The 15,602-nt window shown below is 50.1% G+C and carries 8 protein-coding genes; 6 read left to right on the plus strand and 2 right to left on the minus strand.

Going from position 1 to position 15,602, the window contains the following annotated elements; all coding sequences use genetic code 11:
• Positions 1-56: 56 nt before the first annotated feature.
• The 5 genes from QF669_03275 to QF669_03295 all read left to right on the plus strand — a co-directional run bounded on the left by QF669_03275 (position 57) and on the right by QF669_03295 (position 11,786).
• Entirely contained in the window at positions 57-3,704 is a 3,648-nt protein-coding gene (locus tag QF669_03275) for a hydantoinase B/oxoprolinase family protein (protein ID MDP6456468.1), read from the plus strand.
• A gap of 122 nt (positions 3,705-3,826) precedes the next feature.
• Positions 3,827-4,618, plus strand: coding sequence for a TIGR00730 family Rossman fold protein (locus tag QF669_03280; GenBank protein MDP6456469.1), 792 nt, complete (start codon positions 3,827-3,829; stop codon positions 4,616-4,618).
• A 3-nt stretch (positions 4,619-4,621) separates the two neighbouring features.
• Positions 4,622-7,069: a CotH kinase family protein gene (locus QF669_03285; GenBank protein MDP6456470.1), complete on the plus strand. Its 2,448-nt coding sequence runs from the start codon at positions 4,622-4,624 to the stop codon at positions 7,067-7,069.
• Between the two features lie 296 nt (positions 7,070-7,365).
• Positions 7,366-10,464 (plus strand): amidohydrolase family protein, encoded by a 3,099-nt coding sequence (locus QF669_03290; protein MDP6456471.1) that lies wholly within the window; start codon positions 7,366-7,368, stop codon positions 10,462-10,464.
• Positions 10,461-11,786 carry an amidohydrolase family protein gene (locus QF669_03295; protein ID MDP6456472.1) on the plus strand — a complete coding sequence of 442 codons (1,326 nt, stop codon included), beginning with the start codon at positions 10,461-10,463 and terminating at the stop codon, positions 11,784-11,786. The genes QF669_03290 and QF669_03295 overlap by 4 nt, the downstream gene beginning before the upstream one ends.
• A 72-nt stretch (positions 11,787-11,858) precedes the next feature.
• Here the strand turns inward: QF669_03295 and QF669_03300 are convergent, their stop codons facing one another.
• The gene (locus QF669_03300) at positions 11,859-12,530 is read right to left on the minus strand and encodes a metal-dependent transcriptional regulator (GenBank protein MDP6456473.1); all 672 of its coding nucleotides are present in this window, start codon (positions 12,528-12,530) and stop codon (positions 11,859-11,861) included.
• Positions 12,531-12,797: 267 nt separating this feature from the next.
• The gene (feoB, locus tag QF669_03305; GenBank protein ID MDP6456474.1) at positions 12,798-14,738 is read right to left on the minus strand and encodes a ferrous iron transport protein B; all 1,941 of its coding nucleotides are present in this window, start codon (positions 14,736-14,738) and stop codon (positions 12,798-12,800) included.
• A gap of 328 nt (positions 14,739-15,066) precedes the next feature.
• On the opposite strand from feoB, the gene QF669_03310 reads away from it, so the two are divergent.
• Positions 15,067-15,602: TetR/AcrR family transcriptional regulator (locus QF669_03310; protein ID MDP6456475.1), on the plus strand; the 536-nt coding region annotated here is incomplete at its 3' end.

The raw sequence follows: 15,602 nt of genomic DNA on the forward strand, positions 1-15,602 counted from the left end.
TCCTTTCGTCTATCGACATGGGGCGCAGTACATTCTGACCTATCACGGAGAATTCAATGCCCGCCAACCAGACGCACCGCAAATGGACCTTTTCCATCGATAGGGGCGGCACGTTTACTGACATTATCGGCGTCGGCCCTCAAGGCAAAATTGAGAGCATAAAAGTGCTTTCCCACTCCGTCGACTACACCGATCCAGCCATAGAAGGCATCCGTCGCATGATGGACCTCAAAACAGGGCAACCCATGCCGCAAAATCGCGTCTCACGAATAAGAATGGGAACAACCGTGGCTACTAACGCCCTGTTGGAGCGGAAAGGTGCGTCAGTAGCGCTGTTTATCACAAAGGGATTCCGCGATCTGCTACAGATCGGACATCAGGCCAGACCGGAACTGTTCAAGCTCGCTGTAAAGAAGCCGAAACAGCTATACCGCTGCATTAAGGAGGTGAACGAACGGATAGATCACAGCGGCAGAATAATCAGGCAACTTGAAGCCTCCAAAGTGAGGGAGGATCTGAAACGAATCCGCCGCATGAGGATCACTTCGGTCGCCATTGTTTTGATGCACTCCTGGAAGAACTCTGAGCACGAGGAGTGTGTAGCGCAGATTGCGCGCGAGCTCGGTTTCAGGCAGGTGTCTGTCAGTCATGAGATCATGCCGCTAATCAAGATCGTCGGCCGGGGACAGACGACTGTGGTTGACGCATACCTGAGTCCTATTCTCATGCGTTACATCGATTCTGTCAGAGCCTTCACCGGCAGCATTCCACTGGAATTCATGCAAAGCTCCGGCGGCATGACCGACGCCGACTCTTTCACGGGCAAGGATGCCATCATCTCAGGACCGGCGGGAGGCGTCATCGGAGCGGCGGGCGTGGCGAAGGTGAACGGTCTGGACGAAGTTATCGCCTTCGATATGGGCGGTACTTCCACGGATGTGTCGCGCTCCTGCGGCCGACTCGAAACGGTCTTCGAGGTAGAAACGGGGGGCATCCAGTTCCAGGCGCCGAGCCTGAACATCAACACCGTAGCCGCCGGCGGCGGATCTATTCTCTGGTTCGATGGCCAGAAGCTTCGCGTAGGGCCTGAATCATCTGGAGCTGATCCGGGACCTGCCTGCTACGGCCTCGATGGCCCCCTATCACTGACAGATGCCAACCTGCTACTCGGCCGGATTGTGCCGCAGTTCTTCCCAACCACCTTTGGCCCCACGCGAGACAGGCCACTGGACAGAACTGCCACTAAGGCAAGATTCGATATCCTCACTGATGAAGTGAGCCAGGCCGCCTCTTCTCATCTGACGCCCCAGGAAGTGGCTCTCGGATGTGTCACAATCGCCAACGAAACCATGGCTAAGGCCATAAAGGAAATCTCTGTCTCTCGAGGATACGACGTGAGGACGCACGCCCTTGTCTGCTTCGGAGGCGCCGCTCCCCAGCACGCCTGCGCCATTGCGAGAATTCTCGGAATCGAAACTGTTATAATCCATCCCTTGGCGGGATTGCTGTCAGCCTACGGAATCGCCACGGCCGTTCAACTTCGCTACGGAGTCAAGTCCGTTGTGGCGCTACTGGATAAGAAGCTCTATGCCACTCTCCAGACACAGTTCGATGATCTTTCAGAACCGTTGAGGCAGGAGTTGACTGAAGGCGGTACTCCCGAAGATCAAATCGAAATCAACCGCTATCTCGACTTGCGGCCTCTGGGGACCGACTCTTACCTGTCCATTCCCATGATGCCTTTCACAAGAATCGCGGACGCTTTCGCCGATGTTCATGAGCAGCACTACGGATTCAGACCGATCGACGTTGAACTTGAACTGGTGAACATTCGCGTAGATGTCACAGGGCGCAGTGAGAAACTAAGTGAGGCAAAGCACAAAGGGCCGAGAACGTTTGCAGAGGCGAAGCCACTCCAAACATCTACATCCTATTTCACTGAAGGCGCTGTAAAGACACCTGTTTATCACCGCGATCACCTGCAGAACAACGTGGAAATCGAAGGGCCGGCTATCATAGTTGAGTCCTACTCCACAACTGTTCTTGAGCCGGGATTCTCGGCTTCAGTCAACGACTACGGTCACCTGATTATTACTCAGCACGAGAGAGAATCTAAGGAAGTCTCCGCCGCCCGCGATCCTGTTATGCTGGAAGTATTCAATCACCTATTTATGAGCGTGGCTGAACAGATGGGTCACACGCTGTGTAATACAGCCCACTCCGTCAATATCAAGGAGCGTCTCGATTTCTCCTGTGCTATTTTCGACTCAGACGGAAATCTGGTCGCAAATGCACCTCACATGCCGGTACATCTAGGAGCCATGGGCGAGTCCGTCAAGTCGATTATTGAGGCCAATACAGGGACGATGCAAGAAGGTGACGTTTACCTAATGAACAATCCTCACCGGGGCGGTTCGCATCTTCCTGATTTGACGACCATTGCTCCCGTCTTTGTCGACGGCGGAAAGCCGATCTTCTACACTGCCACCCGCGGGCATCACGCCGACATTGGCGGAATCGCGCCGGGCTCCCTGCCGCCCTTTGCAACATCAATCGATGAGGAAGGTATAGTCATCGACAACTTCCTGCTCGTCCACTCGGGAAATTTCAGGGAACGTAAACTGCGGCTGATGCTAAGATCTTCCCCGTTTCCGGCACGCAATCCCGACGAAAGAGTCTCTGATCTGAGAGCCCAGATCGCCGCTGTCAATACGGGCATCCGCGAATTGAACGCTCTCGTTGAAAAATATACGCTTGATACAGTACTCGCATACATGGGTCACATCCGCGAGAACGCCGCCGAATCCTTGCGATTGGCACTGGGGAAGTTCCTCGCCAAGGACGATCGGTTTGAGTCGCAGTTCGAAGATTTCCTCGATGGCGGCTCGCGCATCCGTGTCGCCATCACCATTGAAAGGGGAGACGATCCTCCCCACTCTCATAGCACCACGATAGATTTTTCCGGCACGAGCCCCCAGCTGAAAGGCAACCTCAACGCTCCTATCGCCGTAACGAAAGCCGCTGTCCTCTACGTTTTCAGGACGCTCATCGATGCCGAAATTCCCCTGAACTCAGGATGCCTGGAACCGATTGACATTCACATTCCTGAAGGTTCTCTTCTTTCTCCCAGCGACGAAGCGGCTGTTGTCGGCGGAAATGTGGAAACATCCCAGAGGATTGTTGACGTGTTGCTGGGCGCCCTCGGCGTAGCAGCGGCCTCGCAGGGGACGATGAACAACTTTGTCTTCGGCAGAATCGACGGTAAAGGAAAACAGTATTATGAAACTATCGCCGGTGGGTCAGGCGCAACCAAGAATCACGCAGGTGCTTCCGCGGTTCAGGTTCATATGACTAACACGCGTGCCACCGACCCGGAAGTGCTGGAACACCGCTTTCCGGAGTTGCGATTGGAGCAATTTTCCCTGAGGCGCAGATCGGGCGGAAAGGGAGGAAACAGGGGCGGTGACGGTACTGTGCGGGAGATACTCTTCCTTGAGCCACGCAAAGTCTCGATCCTGTCTGAAAGAAGAGTGTATCCGCCTTACGGCATGTCCGAAGGTCGTCCGGGACGGAAGGGCAAAAATCTCCTCGTTACAGCGGAAGGCGCGGTAACTCAACTCAATTCCAAAGCGGAGAAGATCGTCCAGGCGGGCGAGCGGATTATAATCAAGACACCCGGAGGTGGGGGGTACAGAAGGGAATAGACTACTCACGGTTCTGAATCACGTTTAGCTTCTCACCTGCTTTCCCTTGTCATTACTGAGCACGTTTAGTAATCTTGTCCGCTTGTTCTGAAGCACGACCACATTATGCAGGAGTGAATAACATGACCAGAGACTATAAGAATAGAGAGAAGTTCTACAAAGATTTCGATTTCCTCAACAGCTCCGAAGCCAGGCCGTCGCGACTGCTCGCCGAATATTTCGGACCGTTACGGATTTTCCGCAGGCGAAAGATTAAAGACACCATCGTGTTCTTCGGTTCAGCCAGAATCCCCTCACCTGAGGATGCGAAAAAGCCGGACAAAGGAGCAGAAAAGTCTGACGGCAATCTGCTCAATCTGGTAGAATATTATGAAGATGCAAGAAAACTGGCCTATCGTCTCACAAAATGGTCCAAGGGGTTGAAGCATTCTAAACATCGCTTTATTGTCACTTCCGGCGGAGGTGGAGGCATTATGGAAGCTGCCTGCCGCGGAGCAAGCGAGGCGTCCGGCTACGCCATCGGACTCAACATTTCACTGCCGTACGAACCTCAGGGCAATCGTTATACCACCGAAGAGTTAGACCTCGAATTCCACTACTTCTTCATGCGCAAATTCTGGTTTCTCTATCTGGCGAAGGCGTTAGTCGTTTTCCCCGGAGGCTTCGGAACGCTCGATGAAATGATGGAGCTATCGACCCTGATCCAGACCGGCAAGATCAGAAAGAAAGTACCGGTAGTCATCTACGGCCCCGATTACTGGAACAAGGTGCTGAACTTCGATTACCTGGTAAAAGCAGGTACTATCTCAAAGGAAGATCTGAACCTTTTTCACTTCTCTGATTCCGTGGACGACGCCTATCAGTTTCTTACCAAGGAGTTGACGAAGACACATCTGAAGGGAAGAAACTTCTGATTAATGGTTCTAAAGAAGTCTTCAGAAGATCGCCATGTCGTTAATCTCTCTTCAATCAAAGTAGTAGTGTGTTTATTAAGCACAATCCTCTTCGGACAGGAGCTTTTCGATCCTTACAAAGTTCATACGCTGGAAATTGAATTCTATAATGCCGATTATGATTCCGTGCTACAGGCCCAATGGGAGATAGATGATAAGACCTACGAACTGGCCACTATCACTTTTAATGGTGAAACAATGGACAGTGTGGGCGTTCGCTATAAAGGCAATTCGACCTTCTGGTGGGCGAGAGAGACTGATAGTCCCAAATTCCCTCTAAACATTGATTTTGATCTAATTCACGATGACCAGGATCTCATGGGCTACAACAAAATCAAACTGTCTAATTCAATATTCGATGCCACTTTTGTGAGAGAGCAAATTGGTTATATCACTGAATCATATTATCTCCCAACATCAGCAACCGGCTATATGAATGTTTTTGTTAATGAAGAACTTTTGGGTCTTTACGTATCGGTAGAGTCGGTAATTAAGCCCTTTCTGACTAAGCACTTTGGCAACGACGACGGCACTTTTTTCAAGTGTGAACCTCAGTTTCACTATGGTGATCCTTATTATGCTTCTCCTGACCTGCGCTGGTATGGAAGTGATTCTACCGTTTACGCTTACCAAAAAGGGTATGAATTGAAATCAGAATCCGGCTGGAGCGAACTTCTGGAACTTATCTATACCTTGAATTTTGACATCGAAAACATTGAAACAATCCTTAATGTAGATAGAGTACTATGGTTTTTTGCCGCATCAACTGTCATGCCTGATCTAGATGCTTATACAGGTTTGAACACGCACAATTATTATTTGTACCGCAATACAAGCAGCGGTCAGTTTGAAGCGATTCCCTGGGATAAGGATCAAACGTTTGGTGGCGCTCAAATCAATGATATTCTCGGCATGGGGGGCGACGCCTCCTGGGTTTATTACTGGGATCCATTCTTATTTGAGGATGATAAGGCGAGGCCCCTCTTCAGTCAATTGATCAGTATACCATTATATAAAAAGTTGTATACGGCACACATGCGTACCATTATAGAAGATATTTACACCATAGAATATTTTCAGGATCTTGCCTACGACATACAGGATATAATTGAACCTTACGCTAAAAATGATCCCAACCTGTTTCCCTCTTTCGTCAACGGCGACTATTTTCGATACAACGTGGACAATTATCTTGTGACACCGGACGGAGGCCACTGGTGCGGCATCACTTCAACCGTCGATAAGCGGATTGATTACCTGTTAAACCATAAGGAGATCAAAAAGACTCCACCGGTCATTGCTAATGTTGTCCAGGAAAATACTAATCCCGGAGAAGGAGAAGATGTGTTCATTCAGGCTCAAGTGACTGGAGCTACCCTGGTAGAGTTAATGGCCACGATTAACGAATATAATTCTCACTTTACATCTATTCCCATGTATGATGATGGTGAACATAGAGATGGAGATGCAAATGATTCTATTCATGGAGCTATTATCCCTTTTCAAGACAGTGGAAATCATGTGAAGTATTATGTCAGAGCAAGCAACGATGATGCACTAATACTAAGTCCAAGAAAGGCCGAACGTGAATTCTATGAATATACAGTAGACCTTGGCGCTTCAGGCTCTACAGTTGTCATCAATGAAATTAATTACAATTCAGCTGATGACTTTGATCCGGAGGATTGGGTCGAATTGTACAACCCGACTAACGACCCAATAAATATCGGCAATTGGACATTCAAAGATGAAAATGATGCTCATGTGTTTACCATTCCAGAAAATAGCTCCCTTGGTCCAGATCAATACTTGGTGTTATGCAAGGATGCTGACGCCTTCTCAGCTTTATTCCCGGATGTGAGTAATTACGTTGGTGATCTCGGTTTTGGATTAGACGGCGCAGGTGAATTGACCAGGTTATTTGATGCCAGCGGCGTTTTAGTGGATGTTGTCGAATATGATGATTCTTTTCCATGGCCTATCGGAGCGGACGGGAATGGGCCGACGCTCGAGTTGGTTGATCCGTATTCGGATAATGCCATAGCGGCAAACTGGTCTGCTTCGCAAGAACACGGTTCACCAGGACAATTCAATACGACCTCTTTGACTGTACAAAATGAGATATGGATGCCCACAGAGTTTCAGCTTTTTGACAATTATCCCAATCCTTTCAATCCAGCAACAATAATACGTTACATTCTGCCAAGAGATGGAGTAGTGACACTGACCATTTATGATATAATGGGTAGAAACGTCGCAACCGTGATTGACAGGGAACAAACAGCCGGTCTTAAATCACTGCAGTGGAATGCCACCAATGATGCTGGAGAAGCCGTCTCCGCGGGAGTCTACTTATATACGGTGCAGGCAGGCGAGTTCAGACAGACTAGGAAAATGGTACTGTTGAGATAGTTTCTAACCTCCCCACAGACGCTCATCCAATACAAACCTATTGCAGTATTAGATCAAAGCGGATCCTCTATAGAATTTCTGAGGTACAAATCAGACGGTCAATAGCGGAAAGAGCGGGTGATCCATGGGAGCGCCCGCGGGATACCCGTCTATTTTTATTAGCTTAAAAAAATGTCAGAGCATAAATATAGCCTTGCGGTAATCATCTGCCTCGGATCAAAAAACTCCCCCACAAAAAGGTGGGTGTAGTTAACTTACCGACTCTCACTCATCCTAACCTAACAGATGGAGCAGATATGAACCGCACGACCTTAGGACACCTCATAATCCTAGCTGTTCTGGCAACTCAAGGAATCGCGCAGGTCGAACCTGTCGATCCCGACCAAGGACTGCACTACAACACACCACGCGTGTTTATCCTCAAGGGCGCGGTGGTGGTTACCGAACCCGGAAAATCGATCGATAAGGGTGAGATTGTCATCCGGGACGGTCTCATCAAATCGGTGGGAAAAGTCGCCAAGTACCCCCGAGACGCGGTGGAGATAGATTTGACAGGCAAGACAATCTATGCCGGATTTGTCGAGAGCTACCTGACACGTGATAAAAAGAGAAAAGGTGGCCGCGGAGAACGCCCAAGCGAAAGGGAACCGAAAAAGGAAGAGGCAACGGCTACCGCTCACTGGAATAAGCTGGTCAGACCGGATTACAGGGTTCTTGACGAGTTCGTCCTCGAGGATAAGAAACTGGAGGAGTTGCGGAAACTCGGTTTCACCTCGGCTCACCTTGTGCCGACTGAAGGCATCTTCAGGGGACGATCTGCCGTGATACATTTAGAAGAATGGTCATCCGGATCTGTCATTAACGAACAGGGGCCAGTTCATCTGACGGCTTTCGAATACGGCGGCTGGAGAGATCGGTCTTATCCCAATTCACTGCTGGGGTCCATCGCTCTCATGCGTCAGACATTAATCAACTCCGATTGGTACGCTGATGCATGGAAAACCTACAGCCGTTTCCCGGGTAATAACGAACAACCAGAAGTGGATCGTGCTCTGGAGATCCTCTCTCAACACACCGAAGCTAACGGCGCTTTCTGTTTTGAGGCTGGCGATGAACTGGCGGAACTTCGCGCTGGACAGATCGCGAAGGAGTTTGACTTAAAACTGTGGCTACATGGGAATGGGTACGAGTATCGCCGTCTGAAAGAAATTGCCGGTCTCGACGCATTCGTGATTCTTCCTCTTAATTTTCCGCAGACACCTGACGTTGAGACATGGGAAAAATCCCTCCAGCAGACGAATGCGGCACTGCGGCACTGGGATCTGGCTCCCGATAACCCCCGCAAAATGATTGAGGCCGGGATCCCCTTTGCGCTCACAAGTTCAGAACTTAAAGACGGGACCTCGTTTAGCAAGAATTTGCGCCGGTCTGTGGAGCGGGGTCTGTCCGAAAAAGACGCCCTGGCCAGTCTCACTACAGTACCAGCCAGATATCTGGGACTTGAAGAACAGCTCGGCATTATCGAGGAGGGAAAGATCGCCAACCTGACAGTGGTTGACGGCAATTATTTCGAGGGCGAGTCTCAAGTCACAGAAGTCTGGATTCAGGGTAACCGTCACCGTCTTGTTCAGGAGCCAGATGAAGACCTCCGCGGCAAGTGGCTGATGCAGTGGACGTATAATGATATGATGCGAGAAGATACGCTGGACGTCTCCGGCAAGAAGACGAAACTGAAGGCGAAACTGGTCTGGAACGAATCGTCAGTCGACTTGAAGAACATCAAGATTGAGATCAATAACAGTGTCTCTTTCCTCTTTGATGGTGATAGTCTCGAATTAACCGGAATCGTCCGCTTATCAGGGAGTGTGAAAGAAGATTACGCCGAGGGACAGGGGAGAACTCCAGATGGAAAAACGATTAGATGGTTCGCTCGCCGGACGACCCCATTTGAAGAAAAGCCAGAGCAGGAGAAGCCCAAGAAGCGAGAGGAAGCAAGTACGCTGGCAGTCCGTTATCCCGAAGGGGCCTTCGGCCTCGAAGCGATGCCCGATCAATCTCCCATCGTACTGGTGAAGAATGCTACCATCTGGACCTCGGGCCCGGCGGGCATTGTAGAAGAAAGCGACCTGCTGGTGAAGAAGGGGAAGATCTGGAAAATCGGCAGAAATCTGAAAGTTTCCGGAAGCGTGAAAGATGCTGTTGTGATCGATGCCAAGGGGAGACATATTACACCCGGCCTCATCGATTGTCACAGTCACACCGCTGCCTCTTCCATCAATGAGGGAACCCAGGCTGTCACAGCTGAGGTACGCATCCGCGACGTCCTCAACAGCAATGATATCAACCTCTATCGCCAGCTGGCCGGAGGGCTGACCACAGCGAATGTTCTTCACGGCTCGGCAAACCCCATCGGCGGGCAGAATGCCGTCATCAAGTTGCGCTGGGGAACAGCGCCCAATGATCTTCTATTGAAGGATGCACCGCAGGGAATCAAGTTTGCTCTTGGCGAAAATGTGAAACAGAGTAATTGGGGCCAAGATTTCACCACTCGCTATCCCCAGACTCGCATGGGCGTTGAACAGATTATCCGTGACGCTTTCACGGCTGCGCGAGAATACCAGAGAAAATTCGATGAGCATGGGGGCGGCAAGTCCAAGTCTCTCAAGAAGATCCCGCCACGGCGTGATCTGGAGCTGGAAGCGCTGGCAGAAATACTAAGGGGAGAGCGCCTCGTCCACAGTCATTCGTACCGTCAGGATGAGATCCTCATGCTGGTGAGGGTGGCTGAGGACTTCGGCTTCCGTATCGGTACCTTTCAGCACGTACTTGAGGGCTATAAGATGGCAGAAGCACTGGCAGACCACGGCGCCGGAGGATCGACATTCACCGATTGGTGGGGCTATAAATTTGAGGTGATTGACGCCATCCCCTTTAACGGCGCACTCATGCAGAAGGTCGGCGTCACAACCTCCTACAATTCAGACGACAGCGAACTGGCACGGCGTATGAATACGGAGGCGGCCAAGGCCGTCAAATATGGAGGAATCTCGGAGGAGGACGCACTGAAATTCGTCACCATCAATCCCGCTGTTCAGCTGGGTATAGATGAATGGGTCGGCTCACTGGAAGAGGGCAAAGACGCCGACTTCGTCATCTGGAGTGAAAGCCCTCTCTCCACTTTTGCCGTCTGTGAACAGACATGGATCGAAGGCAGGAACTACTTCAATCTTGTGAAAGATCAGCAGATGAGAGAGGAAGCGAGCCGTGAGCGAAATGAGTTGATCCAGAAGATTCTTGCTTCCGAGGATAAGTCACCCGGTGGCAAAAAACAAGGCGGTCACTACAGGCCGCATCTGTCACATCCGTACAGCTGCCTTGAGGGGGTGATCCAATGAGCAGACTACTAAAAGGTATAACCATACTTCTATCGGTGGCAATCGCCTCCGATCAGATTCCGGCACCTCCTCAGACGCACCCCATTCTGCTGACAAATGCCACTATCCACCCGGTGACTGCAAAAGTCATTAAGCGTGGCGATATCCTATTCGAGGAAGGCGTCATCACTGCCATAGGGCGCAGACTCGGTAACCTTCCCGACAACACGGAAACTATCGATCTTGTGGGCAGACACGTCTATCCCGGCCTCATCGCCGCCACTACCACCATGGGGCTGATGGAGATAGGCGCCGTGAGGGCGACACTGGATTACTCAGAGACGGGTACGGTAAATCCGAACGTCCGTGCCGAAGTGAGCTATAATCCCGATTCGGAACTGATTCCCGTCACCCGTTCAAACGGCATCGCCATCATACATACGACGCCCATGGGTGGCCTCATTTCAGGAACGTCCGCCGCCATGATGCTGGACGGGTGGACATGGGAATCAGCCACTCTCAAGGCTCCAACAGCCATGCATCTCAACTGGCCACGCATGACCGGCGGTGCGTATCCGTACTTCATGCAGAGCGAAGAGGAGCTGAAAAAACAGAGAGAAGAACGACTCAAGACGTTGGAGAGAGTCTTCAATGAGGCGAAAGGTTATCTTGAAGCCAGCGATGCTTACAAGAGAGGCGATGGTCCGGCGATCGATACCGATTTGCGCTGGGAAACCATGATACCCGTTCTGAGGCGGGAAGTGTCAATCTTCGTTCACGCTGATGAGGTTCAGCAGATCGAAGCCGCTGTAGACTGGTCACGCAGAATAGGCGTAGATATAACTATCGTAGGAGGCGATGACGCCTGGCGCGTAGCCGATCTTCTGGCGAGATACAAGATTGCGGTTATCTATGACGGTGTCCACTCCCTGCCGTCGCGACGCTGGGAAGATTACGACGTACAGTTTACCGCACCTCTTAGGCTTTATCGAGCGGGAGTCAAGTTTTGTATCGCAACGAGTACGAGCCAGTTTGCGGCGCCCCACCAGAGAAACGTCCCGTATCAGGCCGCCACGGCGGCAGCTTACGGTCTCCCGCGGGATGAAGCCCTCAAGACTGTGACGCTATATGCGGCAGAAATCCTGGGAATTGACGATCGCGTGGGCTCGCTCGATACAGGAAAAGATGCCACCCTTATCATTACCGATGGTGATCCTCTCGATATCAGAACGCAGGTGGTTCAGATGTTCGTCCAAGGAAAGAAGATCGATATGCGCGACAAACACAAAGTGCTCTATGAGAAGTATCAGGAAAAGTATAGACAGTTGGGGCGGATTGAATAGTTGCGACCGATACGGCCACATTCTGTTGATCAGTCGATTGTCGGTGTCACCTGCCCTTCACGAAATTGATAGCTATGGCGCTTTTACATAGATCTCCTGCGCAACGACCTTTTCAATAGCCAGTTCTGTCTCGCCAATACGGACAACGAAAGAGGGTTCTCGCTGGTGTACTTTGATAGGGTTACCGGCAATGACGCCGAGAGCAGTAAGGCGATCGTACCGTTTATGAAATGACGGTGTAATGAAAGCGATTTCAGCATCTTTCCCAATCTCCAGGTCCGCCAGCCTGATTATAAGAGGTTTGAGTTCTTCCTTGTGATAGGTTTTGCAACAATCGCTGGAGGGGATAGCTTTTCCGTGAGGACAGAGAGGCGGATGTCCCAGAAAGGCACAGACAGAATCGACAACCTCAGAACTGAGTATATGCTCAAACTGACACGCTGTCAGCTCCACGGCGGCGTCTGATACCTGAAGAACATCTGTAAATAGCCGCTCTGCCAGGCGGTGGCGACGGATCACCCCTTCGGCATGTTTCTCGCCCGATGCCAGGAATTCGACCGTGTCCCCATGGGACTTCACCATCTCTAACCGTTCGAGTTCACTGAGAGTCCGCTCAACATCGACCTCATCAGTGGCATCACCAGAACAGATAGTTTTTACATTCTTAATTGAAGTCTTGTTGTCTTCTCTTGCTACCCAGATGGCTTCGAGGACTTCGTCAATCTCTCTCTGATCTACGCTCACTTTTACCTCCCCGGATAATACGTTTAAAAAAGTTTACTGTTTTCGATTCAATCACAAATTCGTAACCGCAGTCGGGACATTTGATAAGTGGACATCCGTTACTCATAAAACAGCCGGTGTGGCAGTTCTCAGAAGTCTCATCGAAACAGTGATTACAGAGTGGGCAGTCCGTCATCTAATCTCCTGTATTTTCACTTGCTGTCCATCGTTTAGCTACCGACATATTATACCTTATTATGTTAAGCAGTCAATCCTCGATAATTGATTTCACAACAACACCCAGCGCAGGATGTGATTAACCGCTCCCGCTATCACAAGGGAGAACGGCAGAATAAAGAGAGACATACCAACGGCTGTCTTCAATCCCTGTTCCTTGATGATCATGAAGAAATTGGCGATACACGGCATGAACAGGGTGATAGTAATCATACTGACTACCACCTGAATCTGAGTTTCCATAGCGACAGAAGCCTCAGATAGCTGGGAGCTGAAAAGCTTGTAAAGTCCGGCGGCGCCGTAGTCCCGCCGCAGGAACCCGATGAGAAACGCCTCCATCGCTTTCGATGGCAGACCGAGAAATCCGACGACGACGGGTGAAACAGCCCGTTCGATGGCACCCAGCAACTTCATTTTGTCAAAAACGAACAGCACAAACGTTCCCAGAAAAAACAGCGGCACCGCCTCCCGCAGATACCACTCTATTCTTGCCATCGTCTTGACGAGGATATTCGAAAGTTTGGGTAACCTCATGGGAGGTAGTTCCAGAACAAAGTCTGACGATTCGCCAGCAAATATCTTCGAGGAGAGATAACCGACTATAAACAGAACGGCCAGCACACACCCAATCCATAGTATTGTCATGACCGGCGACAGTGCCGCCAACATTCCCAGGATGACGCCGAGTTGGGCGGAACACGGAACGCCGAGCGCCAGCAGAAGAATAACAATCAAGCGTTCCTTGCGGCTTTCAAGAATTCTGGTAGTCATGGTCGCCATGGTGTCGCACCCCAGGCCGAGAACCATGGGAAGAACCGCCTTGCCGTTGAGACCCATCAGTTTGAACAACCTGTTCATCATCACCGCCAGCCGGGGCAGATAGCCTGAATCTTCAAGGATACCAAAGGCAATGAAAAAAGTACCCACGATGGGAAGGACGATAGCGATGGAATAGGACAGCGCCATGCTCAGAAGTCCGTACTCCCCCACTAACATGTCGCGCAGGAATTGAACCGGCAAGACAGTATCGACGACAGACGCGAGGAGCGGCATCAGCCATGCTGCGAATAATGTTTCTTCCAGAAAGTCTACCAATGTGCCCGCACCGAATACACCTACAAATTGATACATGAGATAGAGAATCGCGCCTCCAATGAGAAGCCCCCAGTATCTGTGATGGCTCCACTCACCCAGCTTCCTGAAGAAGGAAGAGGATACCTCCGCTTCCCTAGAAATCACCTCCTGCGCCATCTGCCTGGCATGACGCAGTCTGGCGGTGGTAATCACATTGTTCACTGAAGTGTGAAAGTGCGTCTGCGTCTCCCTGAGGTGCTCATTCAGTTCCTCCAGCCTATCCTTTGGTACGGCCTTGTCAACCCAATTCTTCAATGAAAGATCAGAAGCAAGCAGCATGAGAGAGATACTTCTCTTAAACGGATGACTGGATTCAATAAGGGCCTCAACAGCCATGGCGCCTTCGTTGACGGCTTCGGGATATTGCACACTGGGAGAACGATTCTCACCACTGTCATTCAACGCGGGAATAAGCTTGTTCAAACCGATGTGTTGTGTCGCCACAGTCTGAATTACGGGGACACCCAGTTTCTGCGAAAGATCCTGCACATCAATTTCAATGCCCCGCTCCCTCGACTCATCCATCATGTTCAAACATAAGACAAATTTGACGCCCAGCTCCTTTAGTTGCAGAGAGAGGAGAATTGTACGCTCAAGATTACGGCTGTCGCCTACCTGGATTATGCCGGCTTCAGGATAATCGAGAAGCATGTTCCTGGTGACAACCTCGTCTTCTGATGTCGGGATGAGATTGTTGATCCCCGGGGTATCGAGTACAAGCGTCTCCTTCTTCCCTATCTGCTTACCGGAAGCGATTTCCACCGTCGTGCCGGGATAGTTGGAGACGGTCACATACCGCCCCGTAAGATAGCTGAAAATGACGCTCTTGCCTACGTTGGGATTACCCACAAGAATCACCCTATCTTGATGATCAGCAAGTTGACTTTGGCTATAATGGTTCACTTTTCGTTACAGTTAAACAACGGTGTCATATAGTCTCTTGCCATTTTCCCTGGATTAAGGACAACATCACTGAGACTGATTCGCAATTACAATTTAAAGCCATTGCAGGTTGAAACAAAAGTTTTTTCATTACCTCTGAGCAGTATGAAACGGAAACATTTTCACACCGCATTTTTCTCTTGCAACTGAGTCAGAAGGGGTGTAAAATAGTACTAGACTGACTGGTCGGTTTATGACGCAATCAGACAACCAATCTAAAGAAAATAACAGGAAAATACAGATCTTGGACGCAGCGCTGGATGTTATCGTACAGAAGGGATATTCCGACTGCCGCATGGACGATATCGTGGCAAAGGCAAACCTCAGCAAGGGTGCCATATACTGGTATTACAAGTCCAAGAAAGATATCTTCCTATCCCTTGTTAATCACTGGGTTAACCGCTGGGGTGTCACCCTTAACCATATTGTTGAAGAGGATCTTTCTGCCTCTGATCAGCTTAAGGCACTTTTTGATTTTTTCCTGAACGCCTACAATGATAATCCGACTGTTTTCAAGGCTGAACTTGAATTCTGGGCTCTTTCCAGCCGCGATGAAGATTTCCGAAAAAAAACACATAAAGTTTATCAGGAATTCCTTGAGCTAATTGAAGGCATCATACAGCGAGGCGTTGATTCAGGGGATTTCAAGAACCTTGACGTAAAGGTAGCTGCGCTTTCCATCATGGTCAATATTGAGGGCATTGTCTGGTTCGCATTTTTTGATTCCGATGGCCTCAGTGCCAAACACTACTTTGAAACGATAACAGATTTCATCCTTTC

Source organism: Candidatus Neomarinimicrobiota bacterium (assembly GCA_030743815.1).
Classification (GTDB): Bacteria; Fidelibacterota; Marinisomatia; order Marinisomatales; family S15-B10; genus UBA2146.